The sequence below is a fragment of the Microvirga thermotolerans genome (assembly GCF_009363855.1).
Taxonomy (GTDB): Bacteria; Pseudomonadota; Alphaproteobacteria; order Rhizobiales; family Beijerinckiaceae; genus Microvirga; species Microvirga thermotolerans.
Map to the genome: position 1 here is coordinate 824,063 of NZ_CP045423.1, position 19,662 is coordinate 843,724.

Consider the following 19,662-nt stretch of genomic DNA (forward strand, 5'->3'; position numbering starts at 1 on the left):
CGCTGTCCTAATGTGGGCAAGGTGCCAGAACTCAACCGGCGACACAAGAGGGTTTGGAAAAGTTTTAGACAAAAGTTTCAAGCCGGACCGCCGGTGTGTAACAAAGGCATGTTTTCGGCCCTGCGGACGAAAGGCTTCTCCGATGGGTCAACGACCTTGACATGATCCGCTTCATGGGGAGGCTGCGCCTCCGCAAGGAGATGAATCATGAACTTCGTGAGCGACAACGTCGTGGGGGCCAGCGCTCCGGTGATGGAGGCCCTCGCGCGGGCCAACGGGGGGGCGATGGCGGCCTACGGGGCCGACGAGATCGCCCGGCGCGTCAAGGAGCGCTTCGCCGAGCTCTTCGAGCGGGAGGTCGCCGTGTTCCTGGTGACGACGGGCACGGCGGCGAATGCGCTCGCCCTCTCCTCGGCGGTTCCGCCCTGGGGCCTGTGCGTCTGCCACCGGGAGGCGCACGTGATCGACGACGAATGCGGCGCGCCGGAGTTCTTCATGCACGGGGCCAAGCTTGTCGGGCTGCCCGGCGCCGGGGCCAAGCTCGATGCCGGCGCAGTCGGAGCCTATCTCGAGGGGCTGCCGAAATCGGTGAAGCAGATGCCGCCGAAGGCGCTTTCCATCTCCCAGGCGACGGAGTGCGGGACGGTCTACCGGCCCGAGGAGATCGCGGCGCTCGGCGCCCTGTGCCGCGATCATGGCATGGCGCTCCACATGGACGGCGCCCGCTTCGCGAATGCCCTCGTGTCCCTCGGCTGCACGCCCGCCGAGATGACCTGGAAACAGGGTGTCGACATCCTCTCCTTCGGCGCGACCAAGAACGGCTGCCTGATGGCCGAGGCCGTCGTGGTGTTCCGTCCCGACCTCGCGGAGTCGCTCGCCTACCGGGCCAAGCGGGCGGGACAGGTCATCTCGAAGGGGCGGCTGATCTCCGCCCAGCTGGAGGGCTACTTCGCCGCGGATCACTGGCTGGACAATGCCCGCCACGCGAACCGGATGGCGAGGCTGCTCGCGGAGGGGCTGATGCGGCTCCCGGGCGTGCGGCTCGCCTGGCCCGTGGAGGCGAACGAGGTCTTCCCCGTCCTTCCCCGCGCGGCGAGCGAGGCTCTCCGGGCGGCGGGCGCGGGATTCATGGAGTGGACGCAGGCGAGCCTTCCCGAGGGCGAGACGATCGCCGCGGACGAGGCGCTGATCAGGCTCGTGATGTCCTACGCCACGCAGGAGGAAGAGGTGCGCCGCTTCCTCCAGGCCGCCTCGACCGCGCTCTCGCGGCAGGCTGCGGAGTGAAGCTGCGGAGTGAAATTGCCCTAACCCTGCCGCATTCTCTGACGATGTCTCCCCGCGAGACCGACACACGGGGTACCTCCAGCCCCAGCGGGACTCAAAGGACCAGGCCTGAACAACAAGAAACGACATGCATTGCGCCCCGGCGGAGCCGGGGCGCTTTTTCGTGCGGGATCTGAAGAAGGCTCGGCCGTTACGCGGCTTTCTGGGCCTCGATGGTGCGCGAGGCGCCGCTGGTGCCGATCGGGATCGCCCGGGGCTTCTTGGCCTCGGGGATCTCGCGGACGAGGTCCACATGGAGCAGGCCGTTCTCGAGGGCCGCGCCCACGACCTGGACGCCGTCGGCGAGCTGGAAGCGCCGCTCGAAGGTGCGCGCCGCGATGCCCTGGTAGAGGATGTCGGGCTTGCGCTCCTCGGAATTCGTCTTCCTCTCGCCGCGGATCGAGAGGGTGTTCTCCTTCACCTCGATGGCGAGGTCCTGGTCGGTGAAACCCGCCACCGCGACCGAGATGCGGTAGGCGTTCTCGCCGGTGCGCTCGATGTTGTAGGGCGGATAGCTGGGGGCCGCGTCGACGCCGACGAACTGGTCGAGCATCGAGAACAGGCGGTCGAAGCCGACCGTGTTGCGGTAAAGGGGGGCGAGGTCGAACTGTCGCATAGGCATATTCTCCACTTGAAGCAACATGCGTTCTTTCGATCCACCTCGAGAGGCTGGATCATGGGGTTCGTGCCGCCGTTCCGGCCGGCACATCCAGGATGTGGGAGCGGCGATTTTTCCTTTCAAGAGGTCCGCCCGAGGGCTTCGGCGAGGCGGCTGGCCGGGAGGCCGAATGCCCTATAAAGAAGGGCCGAAGGCATTTTTTCGCGAGACGTCGATCCCGTGCAGCTCGTTCCCACCCCGAACAACCCGATCCCGGCCGAGCCGAACCTCGTCGGCGTCAGGACGAAGGACGGCCTGAACCTTCGTGCCGCCTGGTGGATGCCCGCCACGGCGAAGCCGCGGGGAACGGTGTGCATCCTCCAGGGGCGGGCGGAGTTCGTCGAGAAGTATTTCGAGGTGATCGGCGAGCTGCTGGAACGGGACTTCGCCGTGGTGGCCTTCGACTGGCGCGGGCAGGGGCTCTCCGACCGGCAGGTGCGGAACCCGCGGAAGGGCTACGTCCGCAGCTTCGCCGATTACCGGCACGACCTGGAGGCCGTGCGGGACCAGGTGCTCCTTCCCCTCATGCCGGAGCCGCATTTCGGCCTGGCCCATTCCATGGGCGGAGCCATCGCCCTCAGCGCCGCCCACGAGAGCTGGCTGCCCTTCCGCCGGCTCGTGACGACGACGCCGATGATCGCGCTGGGCATGATCCGCACGCTGCGGACCGCCGCCGTCCTCATGCGCATCCTGCGGTGGCTCGGCCTCGGCAAGGCCTTCGTCCCCGGCGGCGGGGAGACATCGATCTCGACCATGCCCTTCAAGGGCAACCGGCTGACCGGCGACCCCGCGCGCTATGCCCGCAATGCGGAAGCCGCCACGGCCCTGGGCGCCGGCGCCATCGGCGCGCCGACCGTCGCCTGGCTCGATTCCGCCTTCCGCTTCATGAAGCGCTTCACCGATCCCGCCTACGCCCTCAGGATCCGCCTGCCGACCCTGATCCTGGCGGCGGGGGCGGATCCGGTCTGCGCGACGCCTGCCACGGAGCGCTTCGCGTCCCGCCTGAAGGCGGGCCACGCCATCGTGATCCCCGGCGCCCGCCACGAGATCCTGATGGAGCGGGATTCGATCCGGGAGCAGTTCTGGGCGGCCTTCGACGCCTTCGTGCCGGGCAGTCCGAATCCGCTGGCGGAGGAGCCGGCCGCGGACGATGCGGAGGGAGACGAAGCGGAAGCTGCCTCAGCGGCTGAGGAGCTCGACGGCGGCCGCGTGGACGCGCCGGTCGCCGGCCGCGACGATGCGCCCGCCCTGAGCGGCTGACCCGCCGTCCCAGGCGGTCACGATCCCGCCGGCGCCCTCGATGATCGGGATCAGGGCGACGATGTCGTAGGGCTTGAGCCCGGACTCCACCACCAGGTCGATGTGCCCGGCCGCCAGCATGCAGTAGGCGTAGCAGTCGCAGCCGTAGCGGGCGAGCCGCGCCACGCTCTCCACCCGGTCGTAGGCGCGCAGCTCCTCGCCGGCGAAGAGCTTGGGGCTCGTGGTGGACATGACGGCGTCCTTCAGGGAGGCGCAGCGGCGGGTCATCAGCTTGCGCTCGCCCCCCGGCCCGGAATAGGTCGAGCGGCCGCCGTCCCCGAAGAAGCGCTCGCCCGTGAAGGGCTGGTGCATCATGCCGAATGCCGGCCGGCCGTGCCGGGTCAGGCCGATCAGGGTGCCCCAGGTGGGAAGCCCGGCGATGAAGGCGCGGGTGCCGTCGATGGGATCGAGCACCCAGACGTATTCCGCGTCCTCCTGCTCCGACCCGAACTCCTCCCCCACGATGCCGTGGGTGGGGAAGGTGCGCTTGATGAGCTGGCGCATGGCGGCTTCGCTCGCCCGGTCGGCCTCGGTCACCGGGTCGAAGGCGCCGCCCCGGGACTTGTCCTCGGCGGCGATGCTGCTGCGGAAGAAGGGCAGGATGGCCCGGCCCGAGACGGTCGCGAGCTCATTGACGAAGTGCGTGAAGTCGATGAGCCTCATGGCGACCCTATCCCCTTTGCCCGGTTGCGCGGACCTCGGCCCCGGCGTGGCGGCCCGCGCGCCCGCTTTTACCAAGCGGGCTCCCGGCGGCAAGAGAGAGGTGCGCCGGAGCGCAGGAAGGCGCTCTTCCGGCCCCGCCCCTTGGGCGGTCCGGTCGGGACCGCCCAAGGGGCGGGGCGGCGGCTCAGGCCAAGCTGGCATGCGTTCCAGGCATGGCTCGCGGCGATTTTGCCCTTGCGGATTGTGCGACGCAATTTATATTGTGCACTGCGATATGGCGATGGCGTCGCCTCATCGCAGCCCTTCTTGGGCGTTTCCTCCCTAAACTTCGGGCCGCTGGCAACAGCGGCCTTTTTTCTTTCGGGCGCACCGGCAGGGCCCTGCCGCGGCCCGCCTGAAATGCCGCCGCCTCACATGCCGACGGAATCCTTCACGCACTTGCTGGTGAAGCTCGTCTTGGCCGCGCCGCTGAGCTTCTTCTCGGCCGCCTGCGCATCGCAGGAGGCCTTCATGTCCCGCTCGCATTTGGTCATGAAGCTCGTCTTGGCCGCGCCCGCCAGCTTCTTTTCCGTGGCCTGGGCTGCGCATGAGCTCTCGGCGGCCAGGGCGCCCCCGGCGCACAGGATCATCGCAAGGGCGGCTGCAATCGCTTTCATCGCTCGTTCCTCCGGGCACCATGCCCTTAGGAAAGGCTAGGGCGGTCCGGGCCCAGGGCAAAGGCAATAAGGGATCGGCCGCGGAAGGAGCCCGGACGCCGGGCCGAAGGGCGGCGAGAGGGGCTACTCCGCGGCGATCTGGCGGGGGTGGCGCGCGCCGCCGAGGGCGTCGATGACCCGGGCGAAGGCGCAGGTGAGGTCCCGGGCAAGGGCTGCGAAACCCGGCGTCTTCTCGAGGGCGCGCTCGTCCATGTAGATCGCCCGGTTGATCTCCACTTGCAGGGCGTGCCGGTCGAGGGCGGGCTCCCCGTAGTGCTCGGTGATGAAGCCGCCCGCATAGGGCTTGTTGCGGACCACCGTATAGCCGAGGTCGCGCAGGGCCTTCTCCGTCAGGTCGATCAGGGCGGGGGTGCAGCTCGTCCCGTAGCGATCCCCGAGGACGATGTCGGCCTTGGCGGCCTCCTCGCGGCCGACGCTGGTCGAGGGCATGGAATGGCAGTCGATCAGGAAGGACTGGCCGAAGGTCTGCGCCGTCCGGCGGACGAGCTGCCGGAGCGTCCGGTGATAGGGCTTGTAGAGCCACTCGATGCGCTGGAGGGCTTCGTCCACGGGCAGGCGTCCCGCATAGATCTCCTGTCCGTCCGCCACGATCCGGGGGATGGTGCCGAGCCCGCCCGCCACCCGCATGGAGCGGGTATTGGCGAAGGGCGGCAGCCGGCCGTCGAACATGCGGGAATCGAGTTCGTAGGGTTCCCGGTTGAGGTCCAGGTACGCCCGGGGGAAGCGGGCCGCCATGAGAGGGGCGCCCAGATCGACGACGGAGGCGAACAGCTCGTCCACGAAGGCATCCTCCGACCGCCGCAGCGCCAGCGCGTCGAGGCGGGAGGAGGCGAGGAACGCGGCGGGGTAGATCGCTCCCGCATGGGGGACGTTGAAGACGAAGGACGCCGTCTGGCCGGCAGGCTCGATGACGACAAAGGGAGGGTCGAACTCGTCGGTGATGGCTGGCCGCATCCGGTTTCGGGAGATCTTGAGCTGGTGACGGGGAAAAGGCTGGGGTTAGTGTAAGGCAGCCCTACGTTCTGTCCATGGCTATATCGTGCACGGGCGCCGGGGCGCCTTCACGGCTTATTTACCCGCAGGCGTGCATGAAGTCGGGGACGTTCGTGACGATTCGAGGTTGGCGGCGATGAAGATCCTTCTTGCCGAAGACGATAACGACATGCGGCGCTTCCTGGTGAAGGCGCTGGAGAACGCCGGCTACGACGTGGCCTCGTTCGACAACGGCCTCTCGGCCTACAACCGGCTGCGGGAGGAGCCCTTCGAGCTTCTGCTGACCGACATCGTCATGCCGGAGATGGACGGCATCGAGCTCGCCCGCCGGGCGACGGAGCTCGATCCCGACATCAAGGTCATGTTCATCACCGGCTTCGCGGCCGTCGCCCTCAACCCCGATTCCCAGGCCCCGCGGGAGGCCAAGGTGCTGTCCAAGCCCTTCCACCTGCGCGATCTGGTGCACGAGGTCGACAAATTGATGGCGGCCTGAAAAAGGTCGCGATCATGGCTTGCGTCCCCGCGCGCTTGCCGGTATATCGCGCTCCACACCTGAAGCGGGACCCAAAAATTCGCCGTTTCACGGGCGCGTAGCTCAGCGGGAGAGCACTACGTTGACATCGTAGGGGTCGCTGGTTCGATCCCAGCCGCGCCCACCATTCGCTTTTCGTCGGCCTTCCCGAGAGGCTGCTGCAGGAGATCGGACATGAAGATCCGTAACTCGTTGAAGTCGCTGCGCGGCCGTCACCGCGACAACCAGCTGGTTCGTCGCAAGGGCCGCGTGTACATCATCAACAAGACCCAGAAGCGCTACAAGGCTCGCCAGGGCTAAGCTTCGCCCGGCGGCTTTGCCGCACCGAAATCCGAATTGACGGCGCATGCCGGGATCCTAGAATCCCGGCATGCGCTTTTTCGCGTTGCTGCTGACCGCATCCCTGAGCCTGGCCGCGACCCCGCTCCTCGCGCAGGAGCCCGCGCGTCCGCAGCCCTCCCGCCCGTCCCAGAGCCGCCCCGCGCCGCGGGCGAACACCCTCGACAGCCTGTTCGAGCGCCTGGCGAAGGCGGGGAGCGAGCGGGAGGCGGACGGCATCGCCTCCCTCATCGAGCGCCGCCTGTCGCGCTCCGGGTCCGACACGGCCGACCTTCTCCTGAGCCGCGTCACCAAGGCGCTGGAGGACAAGGACTATCCGCTCTGCGTCGAACTCCTCGACCGGATCCTGGCCCTGGAGCCGCAATGGGCCGAGGCCTGGTATCGCCGCGCCCTCGTCTTCACCATGCTCGACGACCCGGTCGCCGCCCTCGCCGACCTCCGCCAGGCGGTGAAGCTGGAGCCGCGCCATTTCGGGGCCTGGACCGCGCTCGGACACCTCTTCATGGCCTCCGACGACAAGCGGCAGGCCCTCGCCGCCTACCGCCGGGTCCTGGCCCTCAACCCCCAGGTGCCCGCCATCCAGACCCTGGTGTCCCATCTCGGCGTCGACGTCGAAGGCCAGGATCTCTGAGGCGCGCCGCCGGGATGACGGCGCTGACCCTGCTCGCCGGCCTTCTCGCCCTCGTGCCCGCCGCAGGCGCGCTGTTCACGGCGGCCTATGCCCGGCGCGTCGCGAGGCGCTATCCGCCCGAAGGGGCCTTCCTCGACGTCGACGGCCTGCGCGTGCACTACCTGGATGCCGGACCCCGGGATGCGGAAGGGGCAAGGACCGTGGTGCTGCTCCACGGCGCCTCCTCCAATCTCGCCGAATCGATGCTCGGGATGGGAAAGGCTCTGCTCGAACGCGGCTATCGCGTGGTCGCCTTCGACCGTCCCGGCCACGGCTGGACCGGCCGCCGCCGGGGCGGCCGTATGGGAAGGCCGGACCGGCAGGCGGCGGTGCTCGCGGCGGCCCTGCGGCGGCTCGAGGTGCGCGGAGCCCTGATCGTCGGCCATTCCTGGTCGGGATCCGTGGCGCCGCTCCTCGCCCTCGACCACGGGGACGTCGCGGGGGCCCTCCTCGTCCTGGCAGGTGTCACCCATCCCTGGCCCGGAGGGCGGGTCGCCTGGTACAACCATGCCGCGGCCTCATGGGCCGGATGGCTCCTGACCCGCACCGTCGTCACGCCCCTCGGCCTCGCGCTCTTCCCAAGCGCCGCGGCGCGGACCTTCGCGCCGCAGCCGGTTCCCCCGGGCTTCGCCGAGAGGGCCAGGATCCCGCTCCTGTTCCGCCCGGTGACGTTCCAGGCCAATGCGGAGGACGTCGCGGCCCTGTTCGAGGCGGTGTCGCGGCAGAGTTCCCGCTATTCTGAAATCCGCATCCCCGTCACCGTGCTCGGCGGCGACGCGGACGAGATCGTCTGGACCGACCTGCACAGCCGCTCCTTCGCCCGGGACGTGCCCGGCGCCAGGCTCGTCGTGCTGCCGGACGTCGGGCACATGCCGCAATATGCGAGGCCCGATCTGGTGATCGCGGAAATCGAGGCGCTTGCGGCACGGGCCGGCCGTGCCGCAGGCCGGCCCGGCTGAGCGGGAGCCGTCTCAGGCCTTGGCCGCGTGCTCGCTGTTGACGAAGGCGATGCGCACCATGTTCGTTGCGCCCGGCGTTCCGAAGGGGACGCCCGCCACGATGATGATCCGGTCGCCGACCTCCGAGAAGCCCTCGCGCACGGCGAACTTGCAGGCGCGGAAGGCCATGTCGTCGATGTCGCTCGCGTCCTTGGTGCGGATCGGGTGCGTGCCCCAGACCAGGGCGAGGCGCCGGGCGGTGTGGATGTTGGGCGTGAGTGCGATCACCGTCGCGTTCGGCCGCTCGCGGGCGAGGCGGAACGCGGTGGCGCCGGACGAGGTCCAGGCGGCCATGGTCTTGAGGTGCAGGGTCTCGGCGATCTGGTGCGCCCCCGCGGCGATGGCATCGGAGCCGGTCGCCTCGGGCTCGGCGTCCTGGGTCTTGACGATGGACCAGTAGCTCTGGTCCTGCTCCACCTCCTCGGCGATGCGGTTCATGGTGGCGACCGCCTCGATCGGATACTGGCCGGAGGCGCTCTCGGCCGACAGCATCACCGCATCCGCCCCGTCGTAGACGGCGGTCGCGACGTCGGAGACCTCCGCGCGGGTCGGGACCGGGGCCGTGATCATCGATTCCAGCATCTGCGTCGCGACGACCACGGGCTTCCCGAGCCGGCGCGCCGCGCGGATGATGCGCTTCTGGATTCCCGGCACCTTCTCGAGCGGCATCTCCACGCCGAGATCGCCGCGGGCGACCATGACCGCGTCGGAGATTTCCATGATCTCGTCGAGGCGGGCGATGGCCTGCGGCTTCTCGAGCTTCGACATGACGAGCGCCCGGCCGCGCGCCACCTTCTTCACCTCCGCCACGTCCTCGGGACGCTGAACGAAGGACAGGGCGATCCAGTCGACGCCCGCATCGAGCGCCGCCTCGAGGTCCGAGCGGTCCTTCTCCGTCATCGCCGCCACGGGGATCACCGTATCGGGAAGGCTCACGCCCTTGCGGTTGGAGATCTTGCCCGCGACCTCCACCGACGTGACGGCGAAGCCCGGCTTCACGCTCTTGACGCGCAGCCGCAGCTTGCCGTCGTCCACGAGGACCGTGTGCCCCGGCTCGAGGGAGGACAGGATCTCCGGATGCGGCAGGTTCACGCGCTCGGAGGTTCCGGGCGCCATGTCGTCGTCGAGGACGAAGGACTGCCCCTTCACCAGCGTCGCGCTGTCGTTCTCGAAGGCGCCGACGCGCAGCTTCGGGCCCTGGAGGTCGGCGAGGATGGCGATGGGCCGCTTGTACTTCGCCTCGATGCCGCGGATCATCTCGACCCGCTCCTTCAGCTTCTCGCGGGGCAGGTGGCTCATGTTCAGGCGGAACACGTCGGCCCCGGCCTTGAAGAGGCTTTCCACCATCTCCGGATTGTCGGAGGCGGGTCCCAAGGTCGCGAGGATCTTCGTGCGCCGTGCGCGTCTCATCGTCATTGCCCCCCCGGGCGATTCGTTTCGGTCAGCTGGACCGTCCAGCTCTTCTGCTCACCTGTGTCGACCTCGAAGAAGCCGTTGCGGTCGAAGCCCCGCGCGAGGCAGTCCTCCGTCCCGCGGATCGTGAACTCCCGCTCCCGCGTGCACATGAAGGAGCGCCCGCTCCACTCGCCGCCCCGGTCGTAGTCGATGGCGTAGACGTAGTAGAAGCGGCTGGCGAGCTGGCCCTTGAGAAGGGTCTCGCAGGCCCGTGAGTTGAGGTTCCACCACCCTTCCGTCACCCAGCCCTGGCTGTCCCTGTATCCGAGCGCGACCCCCACGCGGCTCGACGTCATGTTGCACATGCGCAGGTCCGCACGGGCGGGCGCGGCGGCCAGGAGGCCGATGCCGAGCGCGGCGGCCAGCAGGCCGGGGCGACGCAGCCCTTTGGGAGCCGATGGAAAATGTCCCGCGGTCATGGATGGGTCTTCGAGTCGGTTCGGATAGCGACGATGCACAATGCTTCGGGAAGTATGTCGAATCCTTGTCGGCCAGAAGCGCCGCCGCATCAAGCCCTCTCGTGAAAATCCAGGGCCATGCCGTTGCGTCACTGGCGCGGCTTGCGCCTCGCGGGATTCGCAGGCCGCATTCCCGGACGGCAAACCGGCTCCCGCTTCTCCTGAAGACGCTCTATCCGCCGGCCCGCGGCCGCGCGGTCCAGATGCCGGCGAGGATCGCCGCGCCGCCGAGGGCCTGGACGGGCGTGAGGGCCTCGCCCATGAGAAGCCAGCCGAACAGGGCGGCCACCACCGCCTCCAGGAAGATGACGAGCGAGGAGAAGACCGGCGGCAGGCGCCCGAGCGCGACGGACAGGAGCCCCTGGCCGCCCGCATGGCTGACGAGGGCCATGGCGACGAGGGCGGCGAGACCGGGCCACGTCTGCGGCAGGATGCGGCCGTCGAGGGCCAGCGCGACGACGAGGAGCGCGGCCGAGGTGACGACGCCGCTCTCGAAGGTGACGCGGGCGGCACCCGCCGCCGCCCGCGCCTTGCCGACGAAGAGGAAATAGAGGCCGAAGAAGAAGGCGGTCGCGACGCCGTAGAGATCGCCGAGGATCCGCGCCGGATCGACCTGCAGGCTCTGCCCGATGAGGGCCGCCCCGCCGAGAAGGCATATGACGAGGCCCAGCACCGTGGCGGAGGACACCCTCTGGCGCAGGACCAGCCAGGTGATCATGACCACGAAGAAGGGTGCCGTGGTCGCGAAGAAGGTGGCGTTGGCCACCGTCGTCCCGAGGATGGAAAGGTGCCAGAAGAAGAGGTCCCCCGTGAAGGCGAGGCCCGCCAGGACCGTCGCCGCGGGGAAGGACCTCCGGGGCGAGCCCGCCGGCGCCCGCGCCTCCGCGATCCGCATCCACGCATAAAGGAAGGGCAGGGCGAGGAAGACGCGCCAGAAGGCGCTGGCGAAGGGGCCCACGTCGGCCGAGGCGTAGCGCACGAAGATCGGCGAGATGCCCATCGCGGCCGCCCCCAGGCAGAGGGCCGCGAAGGCGGGGGCGAAGCCCGCCTCCGGGCGCGCCTGGGGCGAGGGGGATGACGTGCGGGGCTGGGACATGGGCAGGGCCGGGGATGGTCCGCGCCGTCCTGGCGGAGCGCAGAAGGTCGCGTTGCCAGCTTTCCTAGGGCAGGATAAGGCTTGCCTTCAACCCTGCCGCTCAAGTCCCTCTCTTCCGTCGAACCTGCCGTCCATGCCCGCCTCCTCCGCGCTCCGGCGCGACGATCCCGCTTCAGAGCCCTGGCCCGTCGAGACCGTCGAGGGAGCCGTCGAATCCGGCGTGCTTCTCCTGTGCGACCACGCCTCCAACGCCGTGCCGCCGGATCTCGGCGATCTCGGCCTGCCGGAGGCCGAGTTCCATCGCCACATCGCCTATGACATCGGCGCCGCGGGCGTCACCCGCGCCCTGGCCCGGCGCCTCGGGGCCCCGGCGGTGCTGACGCGCTTCTCCCGCCTCATCGTCGACCCCAACCGGGGACGGGACGATCCCACCCTCGTGATGCGCCTCTCGGACGGCGCCGTGATTCCGGGCAACGCCCGCATCACGGAGGAGGAGGTGCAGGCGCGCATCCGGCGGTTCTACGATCCCTACGACGCGGCCATCGCCTCCGCGATCGAGCGGGCCCTGGCGGCGGGGCACCCGCCGGTCGTGGTCACCGTCCACAGCTTCACCCCCATCTGGCGCGGCTGGCCCCGGCCCTGGCACGTGGGAATCCTGTGGGACGCGGACGAGCGCTTCGCGAAGCCGCTGATCGAGGCCCTGCGGGCGGAGGAGGGACTCGTCGTCGGCGACAACGAGCCCTATGATGGCGCACTCCTCGGCGACACGGTGGACCGGCACGCCACCCGCCGCGGCCTCGCCAGCGCCCTGATCGAGATCCGGCAGGATCTCATCGCGGGGGCGGAGGGGCAGGAGGCCTGGGCGGAGCGGTTCGCCCGGCTCCTCGCGCCCCTCGCCGCGCAGGCGGAACGCCGGCAGCCGGCGCCGCAGCCGACCCGCACGCGGGAGCGCCTGCGGCGGCGCTGAGGACCATTTCGGGGGATGCCATGAACCAGATCGATCCCGAGACCCGGACCCGCCTGGAGGCCGCGGCCTTCCGCCGGCTCCTGGAGCACCTGCGCCAGCGCACGGACGTGCAGAACATCGATCTCATGAACCTTGCGGGCTTTTGCCGCAACTGCCTCTCGAACTGGCTGAAGGAGGCGGCGGACGCGAGCGGCGTGCCGCTCTCCAAGGAGGAGAGCCGGACCTACGTCTACGGCATGCCCTACGAGGAGTGGAAGGCGCGCCACCAGCGGGAGGCGACGGAGGCCCAGCGCAGGGCCTTTGAAGAATCCAAGCCGAGCCATTAAAACGGCTTCAACCAAGTCGCCCTACCCTGGCACCCGAACCGAACCTGGCCTCAGCGCCATCAGTCAAAGGCAAGTTTTTCATGGATGACGCAGCTTTCCAAACCGAATCCGTCGCAGCCGACCAGCTGAAGGCCTTCATCGAGCGCATCGAGCGCCTGGAGGAGGAGAAGGCCGGCATCGCGGGCGACATCAAGGACGTCTACGCCGAGGCCAAGGCCAACGGCTTCGATACCAAGGTGATCCGCAAGATCATCGCCATCCGCAAGCGCGACTACGCCGAGCGGCAGGAGGAGGAGGCGATCCTCGAACTCTACATGCAGGCGCTCGGCATGGCCGGCTGATCCGGGCCGGGCATCGCAAGGACCGACGAGAAAGGCGGGGCTTCGACCCCGCCTTTTCTTTTGCCCTTCGGTCTTTTGGCGTCCGGCCGCAGCGGCCCTATCGCACCACGGGCAGGGGCTTCACGGCCGGACCCGTGAAGCGGTTGGTCGCCAGGTCGCCGACGGGCTTGGCGGAGAAGCCCATCTGAAGGCTGGGGCCCGCCGTCAGCAGGGCGCGGGCGGCGACGGGCGGCTCCTTCGCCCTGGCCGGGGGCGGCGCGGCCTTGGTTTCCGCAAGGGAGGACCTGGGCGCTTCCGGCCTGACGGCCTCCCGGACGGCGGGGGCGGGAAGGGCGACGGGCGCGGCGGAGGCCACGGTCACCGCCTGGCCGCCCGGGCGCGGCGGGGGCAGGGGCACGCCCGCCGATCCGGATGCGGCGAGGCTCGCCAGCTGGAGCGAGCCCCGAAGCTCCGGGAGGCCGGGGATTGGGTTCGTCTCCGCCAGGACGCTCGGCCGGGCAGGCGGAATCGGCGCATAGGCGATGGCGCCGGTCGCGGCGATGTCGTCCGGCCGCCGGGGCGGCATGGGCGCGAAGGCGATCTCGCGGGCCGCGCCCTGATCCGGACCGATCCCCGAGGGGCCCTGCTGCCAGGCCAGGGTCGGGCCCGAAGGCGTCGCGACCGTGCTCGGCGGGCCGGCGATCCGCGTCGGCGGCAGCGGGGGCGGCGGCGCGATCTCCTCCCGCAGGGCCGGGGCCGCGGCGGCGACGGCGGCCGGAGACGGGGCGGGCATGGGCTCCGGCTCCGGCGCAGGCTTCGGCTGCACGGCGGGGGCCGGACGGGCGGCGGTCTGGACGCGCGGCTGCAGCGCCGCGTAGACCGAGCTGTTCGAGTCGCTCGCGTAGTAGTCCTGCTGCGGCGCCGAGCGCGAGGCGAAGAGGCTGCGGCCGGGCCGGGACGCGGCGCGGATCTCCTCCGCGTCCTCGTCCTCGTCGCTGCCGCCGAAGAGGGTCGCCCAGAGGCTCTTGCGGCGGGTCGGCATGGCGGCCTCGCCCGCATCCGCCACGGCGCTGTAGCCGGAGACCGTGCCGCCGTTGGCCAGGATCTCGGCGCGGGCGAGCTCGTAGCCCGGCAGGGGCACGCCGTCCGCCGGGATGTGCACCGTCTTCCCGTCCGGGAACAGGCGCACGAGCTGCTCGCGGGTCATGCGCGGCCAGGCGCGCACGCTGCCCACGTCCAGGTGCACGAAGGGCGTGTAGGCGTTGGGATAGTAGCCGACGCCGCCCCGCTGCAGGCGCATGCCGATGGCGCGCAGGCGCTCGGCGGGCACGTCGGGCAGGTAGAAGTCCAGCGCCTTGCCCTGCATGTGCTGGCTGTTCTTCGCCACGACGCTGGAGCGGCGCCGGAGCATGGCGTTGGTCTGGGGCGAGCGGTAGGCGGAATTCACGTGGACCGGCGCGCTCGAGCCGACCTCGCGGTAGACCTCCCACACCGTGTCGAAGAGGCGCGGATCCATCCGCGTCTTCTCCTCCCGGCGCCAGTCGCGGAGGAACCAGTTGAGCTGCTCCAGCGCCTGCGGGTCGTACTGCCCGTTGCGCCGGAAGGTGACAGTGAGGCTCTCCCGCGTGTTGTTGTGGTAGAAGGTCAGCGTACGCGTGTCGCCGTTGGCGACGGCGTCCTGCGTCCCGCGCGTGCCCCCGAACAGAACGGCACATAGGATCGCAAGACCGATGCCGGTGCGGCGCACGAGCGAAGACGCGGCCGCACGGCGATCCGAACGCAATACTCTCACTGTGATACTCGTCTTTACACGCCGCCGCTGCGGGGCGCGGCATCCCTGATCGTGAAGGGATCTTTGCCGAAGACGGTTACTTCGAGGTTAAGTGGGACAGGAAAAGAAGCGCCGGGCCGCCTCAGGAGGACAGGCCCAGCGCCTCGCGCACCTTGCGGTCGATGCCGTAGAGATCGTCGAAGGCCTTCACCTCGCCCTTCTCGTCGACCGCGAGGGTGAAATAGGTGAGGTGGACGGGCAGCGGGCGGCTCAGGTTGAGATAGCGCTCCCCCTTGCCGATCAGGCTCCTCAGCCGCTCCTCGGACCATTTCTCCCCGAGCACCTCCTCCGCCAGCTGGAAGGGCTGGTCCACGCGCACGCAGCCGTGGCTGAAGGCGCGCTTGCCCGCCCCGAACAGCTTCCGGTTGGGCGTGTCGTGCAGGTAGACCGCGTGCCGGTTGGGGAACATGAACTTGATGTAGCCCAGCGCGTTGCGCTCGCCCGGCGGCTGCTGGACCGTGATGCGGTTGCCCCTGCGGATGATCCTGTAGCCCTTCTTCTCGGCGTAGTAGGGGTCGCTCGCCAGCGCCGGCAGGAACTCCTTCTTCAGGATCGAGGGCGGAACGGTCCAGGACGGGTTGATCACCAGGTACTTCATGTTCTCGGAGAAGATCGGCGTCTGCGACTGCTCCTTGCCCACGATGACCCGGGTCTCGTGCACGGTCTTGCCGGCTTCCACGAGCCGCAGGCGGAACTCCGGCACGTTGACCATGATGTGCCGCTCGCCCAGGTCGCTCGGCAGCCAGCGCCAGCGCTCCATGTTGGCGATCAGCTCGCCTTCCCGGCGGGCGAAGGAGGGGCCCGACAAAGCCGCCAGCGTCTCGGGGCCGAGGACCCCGTCGTCGGCCAGGCCCTCCTCCTTCTGGAACGCGGCGACGGCGGAGGCGAGGCGTTCGTCGTAGACGGTCCCGTCCCCTGCGGCCTTCGCCAGGTTGAGGCGGGACCGGATCGGCGGCACCCGTTCGTCCTGCATCCCGACCCGCAGGGTCGGCCCCTTCGGCACCTTCACGCTCGGCTGCGTGGGGTGGCTGGCGCGCAGCTTGGCGAGCTGCGCCTTCAGGGCCCGGTAGCCCGCGTGCGGCGGGTTGTAGGCTTCCAGCGCCGCGTCGGCATCCGTCGCGCGGGTCACCTGCGCGAGCACCTCGCCGGCCTCGGGGAGCTCGAGCCTGGGCGTGACGAGGGGCGAGATCCGCGAGGGCTCGACGCGCCCGCCGCGGGCGTCGCGGGCATAGCGGATGACGGCGGCGCTGAGCTTCAGGTCCGCCTCGGCCCACTGCGCCGGTGCGGCATCCCGGGACAGGCGCAGATCCGGCACCGGATAGTCGGCCGGGTCGAGCCCGTCCTCGTCCGCCGCCCTCAGGCGTGCGACCGCCGCCAGGGCCGCCGGGGTGAAGGCGCCGTCGCGGACCCAGGCGAGGGGCTGCTCCGCCTGCGCATAGAAGGCGGAGAGGGATTCCCGGTCGCCCTGCTTCAGGCGCAGCTCCTTCAGGAACGCGTCGGAGGCCAGGCGCGCCTCCAGCGCCATCCGCAGCCAGTCCGCCTGCGCGGCCGCGAGGGCGGGGGCAGGGTCGGGCAGCGGAATCGCGGGCAGGGGCTTCGCCGCCTCGGCGGCTTCCAGCGTCACGGGGGCGGGGGGCGGCGGCTCGGGCAGGGCGACCTCGCGGGAGGCGGGCGCCGCCATGTCTCCGAAGGAGGGCTGCGCGGGCTCGGCGACGGGAGGCAGCGGCGGCCGCGGCAGGCCCGCCTCTCCCTCCGCCGCCAGGGCGGGGAGGGGGGCCAGAGACACCGAGCCGACCAGGCCGAGCCACAGTGTCGTCTTGCGCAGGCTAAGCATTCCGTTGCTCCTCGTCTTCAGGCGGACGATCCGTGATCGTCCCGTCGTTTCATCGGTCGGCGTGACGTTGCCGGCCCGCCAAGCTCTCAACGCTCGAAAGGCTCAAGCGGCTTCATGGTCGAGGCCGAGTTCCTTCAGTTTCCGGTAGAGGGTGGAGCGGCCGATGCCGAGGCGCCGCGAGATCGCCGACATGCGACCGCTGTAATGGGTCAGGGCGAACCGGATGGCTTCCGCCTCGAGCTCGGCGAGGGTGCGCAGCTCGCCGCCCTCGCCCACGAGCGACAGGGTGCCGGGATCGCGCAGGTCCTGGCGCGGAGGCGCGGCGTCCGGCGGGGGCGAGGCGAACGTCCTTCCCGGCCGCGGAGAGAGAGGGAGCGGGCCGCCGCCCGCGCGGGCGGCGATCTGCGGGAATTCGGCGGGCGTCAGGGCGGGGCCTTCCGCCAGGGCGACGGCGCGGAAGACGGCGTTCTCGAGCTGGCGCAGGTTGCCGGGCCAGTCGTAGCGCCGGAGAAGGTCGAGCGCCTCCGGCGTCAGCTCCGCGACGGGCCTGCCCTCCTCGCGCGCGAAGAGCCGCATGAAGACGCGGGCCCAATCGGCCGCAAGGCCCGGCTCGGCGCGGAGCGGCCTGAGGACGATGGGCTGGATCTGGAGACGGTAGTAGAGGTCCTCGCGGAACCGGCCGCGGCGCACCTCCTCGTCGAGGGCGGCGCCCGTCGTGGCGACGATCCTCGCATCCGAGCGCGGGACGCGTCGCGTTTGCTCCCGCACGCCGAGCGCATCGCGCAGCCGCGCCTGCGCGGCGGCCGGAAGGCGCTCCGCGTCCTCGACGCACAGGGTGCCGCCGCGGGCCTCGCGCAGGCCCTTCTCGAGGGCCGCATCGCAGGCCTCCGCTCCGCCGGGCGCGCCGTCGCAGCGCAGAATCACGAAGGGCCGCCCCTTCCGCGGGCCGGTCATGTGGATGGCGCGGGCCAGGGCGGTCGCGCCGCTTCCCGGCTCGGCGGCGATCAGCACCGGCAGCGCGCCGCGCGCGGCCTTGTCGGCGAGGCGGATCGCGCGCAGGCTCTCCGGATGCCTCACGTGCCCCGGCTCCCCCCGGCGCAGGGAGCGGATGTCATGGGCAAGGATCTCGTGGAGGGGCATGAGGGACATCGGGTGGCGGGAAATGTCACGATGCTGCGCGACAAGCGTAAACCGCTCCTTAACGGGCTGGGGACGGCGGCCCGCCGTCCCCAGCCGATTCCGCCGGGCCCGTTCCGGGTTGATCCCGCGCGGCAGACCGCCAATATGGGAAGGACCCGCTCATCAACCCCGCTCCTGAGATGGAAAACTCCTTGCAACGCCAGAACGCTCACTCGTCCCTCCCCATGGCCTCCGCCGACATCAGGCAGGCCGAACTCGGCGCGCTGCCGGAATGGAACCTGTCGGACCTCTACCCGGCCATGGACAGCGAGGCGTTCCGCAGCGATCTCGCCCGGGTCGAGACGGAATGCCGGGACTTCGCGGAGGCCTATCGCGGCAAGCTCGATTCGCTGGCGCGGGGCGAGAATCCCTCGACCGTTCTCGGAGAGGCCGTGAAGCGCTACGAGGCGATCGAGGACCTTCTCGGGCGGCTCATGTCCTATGCGGGCCTCGTCTATTCCGGCGACACCACCGACCCGGTGCGCGCGAAGTTCTACGGCGATACCCAGGAGCGGCTGACCGCGGCCTCGAGCGACCTGCTGTTCTTCGGGCTGGAACTCAACCGGGTCGACGACGGGGTGATGGACAGGGCGATGGCGGAGGGGCCGCTCGCCCATTACCGCCCCTGGATCGAGGACCTCCGCAAGGACAAGCCCTACCAGCTCGACGACAGGATCGAGCAGCTCTTCCACGAGAAGTCGGTCACGGGGCGGGCGGCCTGGAACCGGCTCTTCGACGAGACCATCGCCTCCCTGCGCTTCCAGGTGCGCGGCGAGGAACTGCCCATCGAGCCGGCCCTCAACAAGCTGCAGGATCCCGACGAGAGCGTCCGCAGGGAGGCGTCGGACGCCCTCGCGAAGACCCTGAAGGCCAACCTGCGCACCTTCACGCTCATCACCAACACGCTCGCCAAGGACAAGGAGATCTCCGACCGCTGGCGCGGCTTCGAGGACGTGGCGGATTCCCGCCACCTGGCGAACCGGGTCGAGCGCGAGGTGGTGGAGGCGCTCGTCTCCGCCGTGCGCGAGGCCTATCCGCGCCTGTCGCACCGCTACTACGCCCTGAAGGCCAGGTGGTTCGGCAAGGACCGCCTCGATCACTGGGACCGCAACGCGCCCCTGCCGAAGGTGGAGCAGCGGACGATCCGTTGGGACGAGGCGCGGGAGACCGTGCTCTCCGCCTATTCCGCCTTCTCGCCGCGCATGGCGGAGATCGCCCAGCGCTTCTTCGACGAGCGGTGGATCGACGCGCCGACCCGGCCCGGCAAGGCGCCCGGCGCCTTCGCCCATCCCACGGTGCCTTCGGCGCATCCCTACGTGCTGCTGAACTACCAGGGTAAGCCGCGGGACGTGATGACCCTCGCCCACGAGCTGGGGCACGGGGTCCATCAGGTGCTGGCCGCGCCCAACGGCGCCCTCATGGCGCCGACGCCGCTGACCCTCGCCGAGACGGCATCCGTCTTCGGCGAGATGCTGACCTTCCGCAGGCTCCTCGACCAGACCGACGATCCGGCGCAGCGCAAGGCGATGCTCGCGGCGAAGGTGGAGGACATGATCAACACGGTGGTGCGCCAGATCGCGTTCTACTCCTTCGAGCGCAAGGTCCACGTGGAGCGCCGCAACGGCGAGCTGACGGCGGAGAAGCTGTGCGACCTGTGGATGTCGGTGCAGGACGAGTCCCTCGGCCCCGCGATCCGTCTCGGCCCCGGATACGAGACCTTCTGGACCTACATCCCGCATTTCATCCACTCGCCGTTCTACGTCTACGCCTACGCCTTCGGCGACTGCCTGGTGAACTCGCTCTACGGGATCTACGAACGTTCGAGCGAGGGCTTCGTGGACCGCTACTTCGCCCTGCTCTCGGCGGGCGGCACCAAGCACTACTCGGAGCTCCTCGCGCCCTTCGGCCTCGATGCGAAGGACCCGTCCTTCTGGCAGATCGGCCTTTCCATGATCGAGCGCCTCATCGGCGAGCTCGAAGCGATGGAAAAGGCGGCGTGACGCCC

Annotated in this window: 20 protein-coding genes and 1 tRNA gene; 11 read left to right on the forward strand and 10 right to left on the reverse strand. The window is 70.1% G+C overall.

Annotation, left to right across the window (positions count from 1 at the left end; genetic code table 11):
- The first annotated feature begins 207 nt into the window (after positions 1–207).
- Entirely contained in the window at positions 208–1,284 is a 1,077-nt protein-coding gene (locus tag GDR74_RS03810) for a threonine aldolase family protein (protein ID WP_152585060.1), read from the forward strand.
- A gap of 190 nt (positions 1,285–1,474) precedes the next feature.
- Here GDR74_RS03810 and GDR74_RS03815 read toward each other — a convergent pair whose 3' ends face one another.
- Complete coding sequence (locus GDR74_RS03815; protein WP_152585061.1) at positions 1,475–1,939, reverse strand: Hsp20 family protein; 465 nt, start codon at positions 1,937–1,939, stop codon at positions 1,475–1,477.
- 222 nt (positions 1,940–2,161) lie between these two features.
- Here GDR74_RS03815 and GDR74_RS03820 point away from each other — a divergent pair, with 222 nt between their 5' ends.
- Entirely contained in the window at positions 2,162–3,241 is a 1,080-nt protein-coding gene (locus tag GDR74_RS03820) for an alpha/beta fold hydrolase (RefSeq protein ID WP_152585062.1), read from the forward strand.
- Here GDR74_RS03820 and hisN read toward each other — a convergent pair.
- The 3 genes from hisN to GDR74_RS03835 form a co-directional block, all read right to left on the reverse strand.
- On the reverse strand, positions 3,161–3,943 hold the full coding sequence (gene hisN / locus GDR74_RS03825; protein ID WP_152585063.1) for a histidinol-phosphatase: 783 nt from the start codon (positions 3,941–3,943) through the stop codon (positions 3,161–3,163). The two genes, GDR74_RS03820 and hisN, sit on opposite strands and share 81 nt — an antisense overlap.
- Positions 3,944–4,353: 410 nt before the next feature.
- Complete coding sequence (locus GDR74_RS03830) at positions 4,354–4,599, reverse strand: PsiF family protein (protein ID WP_152585064.1); 246 nt, start codon at positions 4,597–4,599, stop codon at positions 4,354–4,356.
- A 123-nt stretch (positions 4,600–4,722) separates the two neighbouring features.
- Positions 4,723–5,613: an N-formylglutamate amidohydrolase gene (locus GDR74_RS03835; protein WP_152585065.1), complete on the reverse strand. Its 891-nt coding sequence runs from the start codon at positions 5,611–5,613 to the stop codon at positions 4,723–4,725.
- 175 nt (positions 5,614–5,788) lie between these two features.
- Here GDR74_RS03835 and cpdR point away from each other — a divergent pair, with 175 nt between their 5' ends.
- From cpdR to GDR74_RS03860, 5 genes are all read left to right on the forward strand, one after another.
- Positions 5,789–6,145, forward strand: coding sequence for a cell cycle two-component system response regulator CpdR (cpdR, locus tag GDR74_RS03840; RefSeq protein WP_152585066.1), 357 nt, complete (start codon positions 5,789–5,791; stop codon positions 6,143–6,145).
- 91 nt (positions 6,146–6,236) lie between these two features.
- A tRNA-Val gene (locus GDR74_RS03845) sits at positions 6,237–6,311 on the forward strand.
- Positions 6,312–6,358: 47 nt separating this feature from the next.
- Positions 6,359–6,484, forward strand: coding sequence for a type B 50S ribosomal protein L36 (gene ykgO / locus GDR74_RS03850; RefSeq protein ID WP_150941987.1), 126 nt, complete (start codon positions 6,359–6,361; stop codon positions 6,482–6,484).
- A 70-nt stretch (positions 6,485–6,554) separates the two neighbouring features.
- Positions 6,555–7,154, forward strand: coding sequence for a tetratricopeptide repeat protein (locus tag GDR74_RS03855; protein WP_152585067.1), 600 nt, complete (start codon positions 6,555–6,557; stop codon positions 7,152–7,154).
- Between the two features lie 14 nt (positions 7,155–7,168).
- Complete coding sequence (locus GDR74_RS03860) at positions 7,169–8,152, forward strand: alpha/beta fold hydrolase (RefSeq protein WP_152585068.1); 984 nt, start codon at positions 7,169–7,171, stop codon at positions 8,150–8,152.
- 12 nt (positions 8,153–8,164) lie between these two features.
- On the opposite strand, the gene pyk is transcribed toward GDR74_RS03860, so the two are convergent.
- The 3 genes from pyk to GDR74_RS03875 all read right to left on the reverse strand — a co-directional run bounded on the left by pyk (position 8,165) and on the right by GDR74_RS03875 (position 11,200).
- Positions 8,165–9,601, reverse strand: a complete 1,437-nt coding sequence (gene pyk, locus GDR74_RS03865; RefSeq protein WP_152587642.1) for a pyruvate kinase — start codon at positions 9,599–9,601, stop codon at positions 8,165–8,167.
- Positions 9,602–9,603: 2 nt separating this feature from the next.
- On the reverse strand, positions 9,604–10,065 hold the full coding sequence (locus tag GDR74_RS03870; RefSeq protein WP_152585069.1) for a DUF1036 domain-containing protein: 462 nt from the start codon (positions 10,063–10,065) through the stop codon (positions 9,604–9,606).
- Between the two features lie 211 nt (positions 10,066–10,276).
- Positions 10,277–11,200 carry a DMT family transporter gene (locus GDR74_RS03875; RefSeq protein WP_152585070.1) on the reverse strand — a complete coding sequence of 308 codons (924 nt, stop codon included), beginning with the start codon at positions 11,198–11,200 and terminating at the stop codon, positions 10,277–10,279.
- A gap of 133 nt (positions 11,201–11,333) precedes the next feature.
- Here GDR74_RS03875 and GDR74_RS03880 point away from each other — a divergent pair, with 133 nt between their 5' ends.
- The 3 genes from GDR74_RS03880 to GDR74_RS03890 all read left to right on the forward strand — a co-directional run bounded on the left by GDR74_RS03880 (position 11,334) and on the right by GDR74_RS03890 (position 12,834).
- Entirely contained in the window at positions 11,334–12,167 is an 834-nt protein-coding gene (locus GDR74_RS03880; protein ID WP_152585071.1) for an N-formylglutamate amidohydrolase, read from the forward strand.
- Positions 12,168–12,187: 20 nt separating this feature from the next.
- Entirely contained in the window at positions 12,188–12,493 is a 306-nt protein-coding gene (locus tag GDR74_RS03885; RefSeq protein WP_152585072.1) for a DUF1244 domain-containing protein, read from the forward strand.
- Between the two features lie 80 nt (positions 12,494–12,573).
- Positions 12,574–12,834 (forward strand): DUF2312 domain-containing protein, encoded by a 261-nt coding sequence (locus GDR74_RS03890; protein WP_152585073.1) that lies wholly within the window; start codon positions 12,574–12,576, stop codon positions 12,832–12,834.
- A gap of 97 nt (positions 12,835–12,931) precedes the next feature.
- On the opposite strand, the gene GDR74_RS18265 is transcribed toward GDR74_RS03890, so the two are convergent.
- From GDR74_RS18265 to GDR74_RS03905, 3 genes are all read right to left on the reverse strand, one after another.
- Entirely contained in the window at positions 12,932–14,605 is a 1,674-nt protein-coding gene (locus GDR74_RS18265; RefSeq protein ID WP_246179840.1) for a peptidoglycan L,D-endopeptidase MepK, read from the reverse strand.
- Positions 14,606–14,726: 121 nt separating this feature from the next.
- Positions 14,727–16,478 (reverse strand): L,D-transpeptidase family protein, encoded by a 1,752-nt coding sequence (locus tag GDR74_RS03900; protein WP_152585074.1) that lies wholly within the window; start codon positions 16,476–16,478, stop codon positions 14,727–14,729.
- A 102-nt stretch (positions 16,479–16,580) separates the two neighbouring features.
- Positions 16,581–17,618, reverse strand: coding sequence for a sigma 54-interacting transcriptional regulator (locus tag GDR74_RS03905; protein ID WP_194164618.1), 1,038 nt, complete (start codon positions 17,616–17,618; stop codon positions 16,581–16,583).
- A gap of 224 nt (positions 17,619–17,842) precedes the next feature.
- Between GDR74_RS03905 and GDR74_RS03910 the strand changes: the two genes are divergently transcribed.
- On the forward strand, positions 17,843–19,657 hold the full coding sequence (locus tag GDR74_RS03910; RefSeq protein WP_152587643.1) for a M3 family oligoendopeptidase: 1,815 nt from the start codon (positions 17,843–17,845) through the stop codon (positions 19,655–19,657).
- The last annotated feature ends 5 nt before the right edge of the window (positions 19,658–19,662 follow it).

Coding starts and splice junctions, on each gene's coding strand:
- GDR74_RS03860 (WP_152585068.1), top strand. CDS start 7,169: ATGACGGCGCTGACCCTGCTCGCCGGCCTTCTCGCCCTCGTGCCCGCC.
- GDR74_RS03875 (WP_152585070.1), bottom strand. CDS start 11,200: ATGTCCCAGCCCCGCACGTCATCCCCCTCGCCCCAGGCGCGCCCGGAG.
- hisN (WP_152585063.1), bottom strand. CDS start 3,943: ATGAGGCTCATCGACTTCACGCACTTCGTCAATGAGCTCGCGACCGTC.
- GDR74_RS03890 (WP_152585073.1), top strand. CDS start 12,574: ATGGATGACGCAGCTTTCCAAACCGAATCCGTCGCAGCCGACCAGCTG.
- GDR74_RS03830 (WP_152585064.1), bottom strand. CDS start 4,599: ATGAAAGCGATTGCAGCCGCCCTTGCGATGATCCTGTGCGCCGGGGGC.
- GDR74_RS03900 (WP_152585074.1), bottom strand. CDS start 16,478: ATGCTTAGCCTGCGCAAGACGACACTGTGGCTCGGCCTGGTCGGCTCG.
- GDR74_RS03835 (WP_152585065.1), bottom strand. CDS start 5,613: ATGCGGCCAGCCATCACCGACGAGTTCGACCCTCCCTTTGTCGTCATC.
- ykgO (WP_150941987.1), top strand. CDS start 6,359: ATGAAGATCCGTAACTCGTTGAAGTCGCTGCGCGGCCGTCACCGCGAC.
- cpdR (WP_152585066.1), top strand. CDS start 5,789: ATGAAGATCCTTCTTGCCGAAGACGATAACGACATGCGGCGCTTCCTG.
- GDR74_RS03880 (WP_152585071.1), top strand. CDS start 11,334: ATGCCCGCCTCCTCCGCGCTCCGGCGCGACGATCCCGCTTCAGAGCCC.
- GDR74_RS03855 (WP_152585067.1), top strand. CDS start 6,555: ATGCGCTTTTTCGCGTTGCTGCTGACCGCATCCCTGAGCCTGGCCGCG.
- pyk (WP_152587642.1), bottom strand. CDS start 9,601: ATGAGACGCGCACGGCGCACGAAGATCCTCGCGACCTTGGGACCCGCC.
- GDR74_RS03885 (WP_152585072.1), top strand. CDS start 12,188: ATGAACCAGATCGATCCCGAGACCCGGACCCGCCTGGAGGCCGCGGCC.
- GDR74_RS03870 (WP_152585069.1), bottom strand. CDS start 10,065: ATGACCGCGGGACATTTTCCATCGGCTCCCAAAGGGCTGCGTCGCCCC.
- GDR74_RS03810 (WP_152585060.1), top strand. CDS start 208: ATGAACTTCGTGAGCGACAACGTCGTGGGGGCCAGCGCTCCGGTGATG.
- GDR74_RS03905 (WP_194164618.1), bottom strand. CDS start 17,618: ATGCCCCTCCACGAGATCCTTGCCCATGACATCCGCTCCCTGCGCCGG.
- GDR74_RS03910 (WP_152587643.1), top strand. CDS start 17,843: ATGGCCTCCGCCGACATCAGGCAGGCCGAACTCGGCGCGCTGCCGGAA.
- GDR74_RS03815 (WP_152585061.1), bottom strand. CDS start 1,939: ATGCGACAGTTCGACCTCGCCCCCCTTTACCGCAACACGGTCGGCTTC.